Source organism: Erysipelatoclostridium sp. An15 (assembly GCF_002160675.1).
GTDB lineage: Bacteria > Bacillota_I > Bacilli_A > Erysipelotrichales > Coprobacillaceae > Thomasclavelia > Thomasclavelia merdavium.
The window spans coordinates 22,848-32,214 of sequence record NZ_NFLA01000034.1 but is presented as its reverse complement, the minus strand read 5'-3'; the positions used below and the strand labels follow the sequence as shown (position 1 = coordinate 32,214).

Annotated in this window: 8 protein-coding genes; 4 read left to right on the top strand and 4 right to left on the bottom strand. The window is 30.6% G+C overall.

Features of this window, described 5'->3' with window-relative positions; all coding sequences use genetic code 11:
- Nucleotides 1–153: 153 nt before the first annotated feature.
- The 3 genes from B5E92_RS10760 to B5E92_RS10750 all read left to right on the top strand — a co-directional run bounded on the left by B5E92_RS10760 (nt 154) and on the right by B5E92_RS10750 (nt 3,602).
- Entirely contained in the window at nt 154–351 is a 198-nt protein-coding gene (locus B5E92_RS10760) for a 2-C-methyl-D-erythritol 4-phosphate cytidylyltransferase (protein ID WP_087302032.1), read from the top strand.
- Nucleotides 351–1,730: an IS4 family transposase gene (locus B5E92_RS10755; protein WP_087302030.1), complete on the top strand. Its 1,380-nt coding sequence runs from the start codon at nt 351–353 to the stop codon at nt 1,728–1,730. Before B5E92_RS10760 ends, B5E92_RS10755 begins: the two co-directional genes overlap by 1 nt.
- A 579-nt stretch (nt 1,731–2,309) precedes the next feature.
- Nucleotides 2,310–3,602, top strand: coding sequence for an IS110 family transposase (locus B5E92_RS10750; protein WP_087302028.1), 1,293 nt, complete (start codon nt 2,310–2,312; stop codon nt 3,600–3,602).
- A 75-nt stretch (nt 3,603–3,677) separates the two neighbouring features.
- On the opposite strand, the gene B5E92_RS10745 is transcribed toward B5E92_RS10750, so the two are convergent.
- From B5E92_RS10745 to B5E92_RS10735, 3 genes are all read right to left on the bottom strand, one after another.
- Nucleotides 3,678–5,294, bottom strand: coding sequence for an ABC transporter ATP-binding protein (locus B5E92_RS10745; RefSeq protein ID WP_087302026.1), 1,617 nt, complete (start codon nt 5,292–5,294; stop codon nt 3,678–3,680).
- A gap of 153 nt (nt 5,295–5,447) precedes the next feature.
- Nucleotides 5,448–6,731: a PTS sugar transporter subunit IIC gene (locus B5E92_RS10740; RefSeq protein WP_087302024.1), complete on the bottom strand. Its 1,284-nt coding sequence runs from the start codon at nt 6,729–6,731 to the stop codon at nt 5,448–5,450.
- Nucleotides 6,732–6,749: 18 nt separating this feature from the next.
- The gene (locus tag B5E92_RS10735) at nt 6,750–7,349 is read right to left on the bottom strand and encodes a hypothetical protein (protein ID WP_087302022.1); all 600 of its coding nucleotides are present in this window, start codon (nt 7,347–7,349) and stop codon (nt 6,750–6,752) included.
- Nucleotides 7,350–7,404: 55 nt separating this feature from the next.
- Between B5E92_RS10735 and B5E92_RS10730 the strand changes: the two genes are divergently transcribed.
- The gene (locus B5E92_RS10730) at nt 7,405–8,073 is read left to right on the top strand and encodes a MurR/RpiR family transcriptional regulator (protein WP_087302020.1); all 669 of its coding nucleotides are present in this window, start codon (nt 7,405–7,407) and stop codon (nt 8,071–8,073) included.
- A gap of 94 nt (nt 8,074–8,167) precedes the next feature.
- On the opposite strand, the gene B5E92_RS10725 is transcribed toward B5E92_RS10730, so the two are convergent.
- Nucleotides 8,168–9,337, bottom strand: coding sequence for a PLP-dependent aspartate aminotransferase family protein (locus B5E92_RS10725; protein WP_087302018.1), 1,170 nt, complete (start codon nt 9,335–9,337; stop codon nt 8,168–8,170).
- Nucleotides 9,338–9,367: the final 30 nt, after the last annotated feature.

The window sequence follows — 9,367 nt, the reverse complement described above, 5'->3', positions numbered from 1 at the left end:
CAATGTCGTCAATTTAAGAAGATTAAAAACGGATAGAAATCTATCAAGATATCTATCCTTTTTAATCTTAAATTATGAAAGAATATATTAGCTATATCAATAGATATTCCAATGATTTTATGATATAATTGTAGTATAGAAAGAGGTGATTTTATGTTTGTGAAGGCTGTACCAAATAATAGAGGAAAAAAAGGTACTTATTACTGTTCATTGGTCGAAGCTTATCGTGAAAATGGTAAAATCAAACATCGCACTATCCGTTCTTTTGGTCTTTTGACTGAAGAACAATTACCTTATCTTAAGGCTATGTATGCAAAGAAAAAACCTCGACTTGTGTATGATGATGATTAATGTCTATCACTTCTACTGTTGAATATTTCTATTCTCTTTTATCTCACCCGGATACTTTTGATATAGCCAGAAAACAACCTAACTATTTCACCAGAGAGTCAAAACTTGGTTTGCCAGGACTTCTTAAATTTATGTTTTCAAGAAACGGGCATACTGTTTCCAATGAAATCAATCATTATTTTTCTGGATTTGACGCACTAGATAAATCAGTTTCAAAACAAGCAATATTTCAAGCACAGGAAAAACTCAGTTATAAAGTATTTCCATATCTTAACCATCGGTTATGCCAGTATTATTATGATTATAATGAATATGATACAATTAAAGGATATACTGTTGTTGCCATTGACGGTTCTACTGGAGAAGCACCTCATACACCTGAATGTATTGAACAATTTGGTGATAAAGGTCTGCATAAGTGCCGACAGAGAAGAACAAATCCAAGAATATCTGGATTTTATGATGTATGTAATAGTATTTATATCGATTTATCCATTCGATCATATCGGAAAGCGGAACTTCCAATGGCTTATGAACAGATGGATGATGTTCACCAGATACTGTGTAAACATAAAAGATTGTTCTTGGCGGACAGAAATTATGATGCAAGTGATTTGTTTTTCTATTTTGAAATGAACAACGATTTCTACTGTTTTAGAGGAAAATCAAACTTTTATAAGAAACATGTGGATTTAATTGAAAAGGATGGCTGGATAGAAATAGAATTTGATGACAAATGGATAGAAAGATTTAAAATCGATGAAGTCAAGGAATATGCCAGAGAACACAGAAAACTGAAGATACGGGTAATCAAATATAAGAAATCAGAAATCAAGAAACTAAAGGAAAATGAAGAAGATGAAGAAATAATACTTTTTACCAATCTTAGCAATGATGAATGGTCGAGAAAAGAAATAATAGTTCTTTATGGTCATAGGTGGATAGAGGAAACAGGGTATGATACATTAAAGAACAAACTGGAGATGGAGAGAATAACTAGTGAGAAACCGGAACTTATATTACAGGAGATGCATTCACAGGTCATAGTGCATAATTTGGCTGCGATGATAAAAAAGGAATCGGATAAAATTATAGTACATACATCAAAGTATAAGTATCAAACAAATATAAATAATCTAATTCAGTTGTTAAGGACTAATTTGCCAAAGCTGTTAAATCAGAGGCAAAAGATAAAAAAACTGTTAGGAAAGATAATAAAAAAAGCTGCGAAAAACAAAGAGCCTGTTCGCCCGAACAGACTCTACCCAAGATGGGGTGTCTATATAAAATTACCAAGCCCACTTAAATTTAGGGTTGATGGCAAAAGAAATCCAACCATAAGAAAGGTTAAAAAAGGATTTCTTCGTGTCAAATCGTAATAGTAGTATAGAACACCTTGTCTATATAAATTATAACCTAAAATTTAAAAAAAATCATCAAAAATCAAGGGATATTTATACGCTTTTTTAGCGTTTTCAAACACGAAAAGGATATGATCAGATACTTAATTAGCTAAACATATCCTTTTATCTTCTTAAATTGACGACATTGGACACTGAGGTCCCTTTTTTAGTCTTCTACTATATTAACTATTGCTTACATAGCAATTGATAAAATAATTGCTGATTAGCTATTAATTCATTATAACCACACATTCCTTTCCGCCTGCGGCTGCAAGGCACACATCGTCATGAATAATTCCTTGCTTGTGCAGATCTTTTATTCTATATTCTTACTGAAGGAGTCTTATACTACAAAGCACGGCGAGGTGAGTTGTAGATTTCTGCAGCTCGTTCAGTTTAAAACAGTATTATAACCAGTGCAAGACTGAACTTTTCAAGCACACATGAGTATCGACATCCTAGTCTGTAGATTAATCATTGACTTGAGTTAATCTTTTAGTGCTGTTCAGCCAGTCACTGAGCTCCTTCTCTATAATCTGAAAGGAGCTTTTATTTATGGAAATTGTTTACCCTAGAGCCTGTGGCGTTGATGTGCACAAATCCTTCATTGTTGCAGTTATCTGCATTTCTGAATCCATCAAGCCCAGATATATTAAAAAAAGATTCTCAACCTTTAATAACCAGTTGATTCAATTTAGAGACTGGCTTATCGAAAACAACTGTCACAATGTATGCATGGAATCCACTGGCAAGTACTATATTCCTGTATACAATGCATTGGAAGGTCACATCCCCAATGTCGTTGTTGCCAATCCTAAATGGGTCAAGGCTATCAAAGGTGAGAAGGATGACAATAAGGATGCCAAATGGATTGCCGATCTCTTTAAGTTCGGCATCGTCAGATCCAGCTATATTCCTGAAAAGGATATTCGTATCCTCAGGGAATTTACCCGCTATCAGTATAAGCTTGTCAATATCCGTTCTTCTGAGAAGAATCGTTTCCAGAACGCTTTAACTGTTGGAAACTGCAAACTTGATCTTGTTTTTACTGATGTCTTTGGTAAATCTGCTTCCTCTATTGTCGATACCATTTTATCAGATGAACCCTATACAAGTGAAGATATTCTTTCAAAAGTTCATGGAAGGTGCAAAGCTTCTTCAGACGATATTCTTTCAGCCGTTGAAGGAACCAATCTGAATCAGTATCAAAAAGCGAGAATCAAAATTGTTCAGAAGCATATGGAATATGTTGATTCACTTCTTGACGAAGTTCAGCACCACATTGACATGATGGTCGAAGCCTATGAGAACTATATTCAGCTTTTAATGACAATTCCAGGTGTCAACAGAAAATCTGCTATTATCATCATTTCTGAACTTGGCATTGATGTATCTCAATGGTCTAGTGCTCGCAAGCTGGCTGCATGGGCTGGACTGGCTCCAGGACATAATGAATCAGCCGGAAAAAAGAAATCTGTCAAGATTTCAAAAGCCGGCATCTACCTCAAGCCATGTCTTGTACAGGTTGCACATGCCGCTGTCAAAGATAAAACCTGTAGCTACTATGCAGAAAAGTTTGTCAGAATTTCCAAACGACGTGGCAAGAAACGTGCTATCATAGCGATTGCTAGAAAGATACTTGTAGCCATCTACCATATACTCAAGACAGGTGAAGTCTTCAATCCATCAGATATGGCAGATGTTGAAACAACGAAAGAACAGCGCATCGCTTATATCACAAACAATTTCAGAAATGCCTTCAATCAGCTCAGCCGAACTGGTTTGAGCGAAGAAGAAATCTTAAGCATTATCATCAAGAAATCTAACAACTCACCTCAAACAGAATAGCCTTTCATTTGGGGAAAGGGGCATTATGCACTTTTTTGGTAAAATCCATATTTCCATTTCTATTTTTTATTCAGATTAACTACCACTTTCAATAATTTTTCCTTGATCTAATACTAATATTTCATCATATTTTTCTAATAATTCCTTTTTTAAATGATGGGTGATACTTATTATCATCGCTTTACTATCTAATATTATCTTTTCAATTTCATAAGCACTAAGATTATCTAAATTGGATGTGCCCTCATCAATAAATATAATTTCTTTTTGTTTTAACAATGCTCTAGCAATAGCTATTTTTTGCTTTTGTCCTCCTGATAGATTAGCACCGTTTTCTTTGATTTTACTATTTAAACCTTCTGGTAATGAAGCAACTAACTGGTTAAGTCCTGTTTTATTTATAATCTCATTTATTTGTTTACTATCATAATCTTGAAATAAACATATATTATTTTTTAAAGTATCATTAAAGATAAATGTTTCTTGATTGATAAAAGCAATTTGATCAAATATACTAGTCGGGTCAATATCTTTGGCATTTTTATTATTATATAAAATTTCCCCTTCATAATTATTAAAATACATTAATATTAATTTTAATAATGTTGTCTTACCACAACCACTATTACCTACTAAAATATATTTTTTGCCTTTTTTAAAGCAATAATCTATTTGATTTAAAATTAGTTTATTTGAGTATTTAAAACTGACTTTTTCTAATTGGATTTTATTAATCGGTTCTTTGTAATTTATATCATTGTTGCAGCAATGATGTAAATCGATAAAACTAATTATTTTTTGTTCAACTATTCTAGTTCCTTTTACTGTTGCTATTTCTACAAAAAGGCGATTAAGAGGATTGGTAATGTTATTAACCAGGTTATTGATTGCAACCACAGTACCAATTGTTATTCTACCGGTAATTACAAAATATATACAAAGTAAAATTGTAATTATATTAGTTCCAATTGATGATAATGATGATAAAGCATTAATTTTGGCTTCTTCAAAACGTACTTTCTGTTTACTATTTTCATGCTCTATTTCTTTGGTATTAAAAATTGTTTTTATTTTATTTATTACATTATTAGCTTTTATTAATTCAAAACCCATTAAGTAATCTTTAAATTTAATGTTTAACTCATTTAATACTTTGGTATATTTTTCTTGTTTTAAAGATAATTGTTTTGAAAATATAACAGGTATAATTATTGATAATATATTTATTAAAACTACTATTAAAGCTAATTTAAAGTTAGTTAAAAATAAACCTATGGTACAAATAACTATCAAAAATAAATCACTAATAATTAATAATAAATTTTCTAAATAATTTTTTTCTAATAAACTAATATCATTATTAAATACTGAAATATATTTTGATGGATTACTGTTATCAAAAATATTACGATTCATTAATGCTTTAAAATAATCACTTCGTAACATAACCATTACTTTTTTTAAAAATACCGCATTAACAATACCCTTTAAATAAACTAATAAAACATAAATAATAATCAACAACAACGATAATATAATCGCACGATAAAATAATTTTAAATCTTTACTAATTGCAACATCCATAATATATTTCATTACATAAGCAAGAAACAATGTTGCTAGTGCACTTAATAAACAGATAAAACCAGCTAGAAAAAAATGCCATTTGTTTCTTTTTAAATATCTTCTCACTATAACAGCTCCTTTGAAAATAAATTAATTCTATATTTTTACTATAGACGCTTATTTCTAGTTGCTGCTACCAACTTTAATTTACATCAAAAAATAAAATAGAAACTATTAGTTGCAAAAAAAATAACCAGGCTTTAAACCTGGTTATCATAATTATTTATCTGTTCCTTCTTTTTCAGCTAATGATTTTTCATAAACTTTGAAGAATGGATAATATACTACAATACTTATTGCAATTAATACACACATAAGGATTACATTTCTAAAGTCTAATGCTGAAAGGAATCCTTGTGCAAAGAATGGTGTAAATGATGGATCAACAATATATCCCATACTAACCCATCCTAATGATTGTGCTAAATATCCTAAATAAATTGAAATACATGGCATTAATACAAATGGAATTGCAAGAATTGGATTTAAGACAATTGGTCCACCAAAAATAACCGGTTCATTGATACCACAAATTCCTGGTACCACACTTAATTTTCCAATTGTTCTTAAATGTTTTACATGTGAAAAACACATTAATAATACTAACCCTAGTGTGTTTCCACCACCACCAAGAACTGCATAACGATACATTTGTAAATTCATAACATTTTCAGCTGCTTTTCCAGCGTTAACTAAATCTGCATTTAATCCTGAATTAGTTACCCCTAATGTAAAGACAATTGGGAAAATAATTGAAGATCCATTAATACCAAATAACCATAAAATGTTTGAAAAAGCAAAAATTGCCATATAAGCCCAAATATTATCAACACCTGATATCGCTGGTGTTAAAATACTCATAATAAAATCTGGTAATGATTTACCACTTGCTGCCATTAAAATTAAATTTAAACCATAAATAACAATAATATTAGCAGCTAATGGAATTAATGAATTAACAAAGTTTGTTACGGCACTAGGTACACTATCAGGGAAAGTGAATACTACTTTATTACCAACAACCCGACAGATTTCAACTGATAATAAACCAACGATCAAAGCAACGAATAAACCATCTGCTCCTAAATAAGTCATTGCAAGTTTACCATCTTCTACTGGTGCACAAATCATTAAGAAAACACACATAGAGATGATACCACTGATTGCTGCTTTCATCTTATAGCTTTCAGCTAAACTATAACCAACACCGAATGTTGTTACTAAACCAATTAATCCCATTGTCATTGTATATGGAATTGTAATTGTATTATAATTAGCTACCGCCCATTGTTTCCAGGCAATTAAAGCTTTCATAAAGATATTACCTGTATCAAGATCAACTAAATCTAAATTAATTGGCGGATTTGCAATAATTAAAAATATTGAACCGACTACAATTAACGCTAAAGACATCATCATCCCATTAGAGATGGCTTGTAAATGTCTTTGGTTTCCTAATTTATCTGATAATGGCGCTAACCATTTTTCTAATTTATTAATCATCCTTGTTCCCCTTTTTTATTAAAATTGCCAACCATTAAATTTAAATGCTGTTTCACAAACATTTTCTGGATCATATTCTTCTAAAATCTTAGCATATCTTTCTTTATAATCATTATCTACTTCTTTTTGTGGGTATACTTTGCTTGCTTCATTTAAGAAATGGAAAGAATCTCTACCCATTGCTTGCCCTCTAACAGTATGTTTATCCAATGCATAATCAGGAATTTCAGGGAATTTTCCCATTGCAAATGATTTAATACAAATATTTTTTAATAAATCACTTGAACGATCTTTTTCAGATTGACATAGATATCTAATCGCATGAATGAAATACATTGGACGATCACCATCTGAATAATCAAATTCTCTACTCATTTGATATAAATTATTAACCATAATTGCTGCCATTGGATTACCCATTCCAATGTCTTCTACTGAAATTGTTAGAAGTCTACGCCATAATTTTTCTTCTAATTGTGGTGAAGAAATGTATAATTCATATGCAAACATACAAGCTTGTTCTTCTAACCCTCTTCTAATTGATTTTTGTAATGCAGAAATCACTTCATCCCCCGCATAACCATTTCTAGTCGTTATTTTTGACCATGGATCGTACATTTTCAACCTTGCTCCTTTCTTTTTTCTGTGACATAATGAATAAGAGGTGGCGTTTATGAATATTCAACATTTAATTGAAAAGTATGAATTAAATAATTTGGAAAAACAGATTGTATCTTACATGCAAAAAAATATTTCTCAATTAAAGTCTATTGGCATACGTCAAATGGCAAAAGACAACTATACTAGTACCTCAACTATCTATAAACTATGTAATAAATTCGGTTTTAAAGGCTACAGTGATATGATTTATCATCTGACATCTGCCAAGGATACTACTATCAACTTCAATGAAAAATATCTTGATTATAAAAAAGAATTTTCTTCATTAATGAGTGATAAATCTAAACGAATTATTGTTTTTGGCTTAGGCTTTTCAGCTCCTATTGCTGAATATATTCAACAACGATTAACTTTAATGGGCTATCAAGCACTTTGCGTAGTTCACATGGAAATGTTTAGTCAGGTATTTTTTGAAAATACTCTTATGATTGTAATTTCTTATTCTGGCAAAACACGTCGTTTAAGTGAAATTGTTACTACTGCTTCTAAAAACAATATTCCTATTATTAGTTTTATTGCTAGTAAGGAATCGCCAATATATCAAGATTCTACTTTACCAATTATTATTGGTAAATATGATTCTTTTTTACATGACAACAGTAAACCAAATTTCTTTTTTGGTGAAACCATAATTGCTTTTGAAACACTCTTGTTCGACTAATGTCACGCTATTATTATACAAATTGACAAAAAATATTTATCAAATCTTTACACAAAAAAAACATGTTATTAAATTTATAACATGTTTTTACTATTTAATGACCATTATATGCTTTTTCAAGTGCTTGTAAAAAGTCATCAATTAATAATTGGCTATCTTCAAGCCCTAAATATACCCTGATATGACCTAACGCTAAACCACGTTGTTTTAATTCTTCAACATTATTACCTTTATATACTGGCATAGCTAGACTTTCAAAACCACCCCAGCTATATGCAAGAGTAAAATGTTTTAAAGAATCCATAAATCTTTCAATAATTTCTGGTGTAGCATCTTTTAATACAATCCCTAATAAACTACCATAACCTTTTAAATAATGATCAGCTAATTCTTTTTGGTGTGAATCACCAGCATAAGGATGATAAATTTTTTCAATTTTATCATGATTTTTTAAAGTATCAATTACTTTTTTGACTGTTTCGCTTTGTGATTTAATACGCACTGGTAAGGTTCTTAAACCTCTAATCGCTAACCAGGCATTAATAGGTGTCATTGTTGCTCCTAGTAAGATAGTTGCAAAATTATCAATCTTTTCCATTAAAGATTCATTAGTAATAACAACTCCCCCAACAATATCACTATGTCCACCGATATATTTTGAACAAGAATGAATAACTACATCAATTCCATGAGCTAATGGGTCTTGTAACAATGGGGTAGCCCAAGTGTTATCAATCACAGTATAAATCCCTTTTTCTTTAGCAACATCAGCAATCATTTCTAAATCAAGCATTTCAAATTTTTGTGATGAAGGACTTTCAAAATAAATCATTTTAGTATTATCTTTAATATATTTAAAGATTTCTTTAGTATCTGATACATCGATTTTAGTGCTTTCAACACCAAATTTTTCTAATCGTTGAATCAATTTAACAGAAGAACCATAAACAGTATTAACAATAATGATATGGTCATTTTGTTTTACTAAACTTAAAATAGTCCCTGAAATTGCACCCATCCCTGAAGCAAATGCGCGAGCTTTTTGTCCACCTTCTAATTTAGCAACCTTATCTTCTAAAATTTTAATAGTTGGATTATCACCTCGAGTATAAGTGTAGGCAAACTCACCATTAGCATTAACATCTACATAATGTTGGAAATTTTTGAACCTGAAATTTGAAGTTTGTACTATTTCAGGAGCTACTGGATAATATTCATAACCACCATCTTCCAATTCTAAGCAGATATTTTTATCATCATACATTTTTTTATTTTCTCCTTTACCTAATATTAT

Excerpts from the sequence above, each read along its gene's own strand:
- B5E92_RS10760 (WP_087302032.1), top strand. The coding sequence starts at position 154 with ATGTTTGTGAAGGCTGTACCAAATAATAGAGGAAAAAAAGGTACTTAT.
- B5E92_RS10755 (WP_087302030.1), top strand. The coding sequence starts at position 351 with ATGTCTATCACTTCTACTGTTGAATATTTCTATTCTCTTTTATCTCAC.
- B5E92_RS10750 (WP_087302028.1), top strand. The coding sequence starts at position 2,310 with ATGGAAATTGTTTACCCTAGAGCCTGTGGCGTTGATGTGCACAAATCC.
- B5E92_RS10740 (WP_087302024.1), bottom strand. The coding sequence starts at position 6,731 with ATGATTAATAAATTAGAAAAATGGTTAGCGCCATTATCAGATAAATTA.
- B5E92_RS10735 (WP_087302022.1), bottom strand. The coding sequence starts at position 7,349 with ATGTACGATCCATGGTCAAAAATAACGACTAGAAATGGTTATGCGGGG.
- B5E92_RS10730 (WP_087302020.1), top strand. The coding sequence starts at position 7,405 with ATGAATATTCAACATTTAATTGAAAAGTATGAATTAAATAATTTGGAA.
- B5E92_RS10725 (WP_087302018.1), bottom strand. The coding sequence starts at position 9,337 with ATGTATGATGATAAAAATATCTGCTTAGAATTGGAAGATGGTGGTTAT.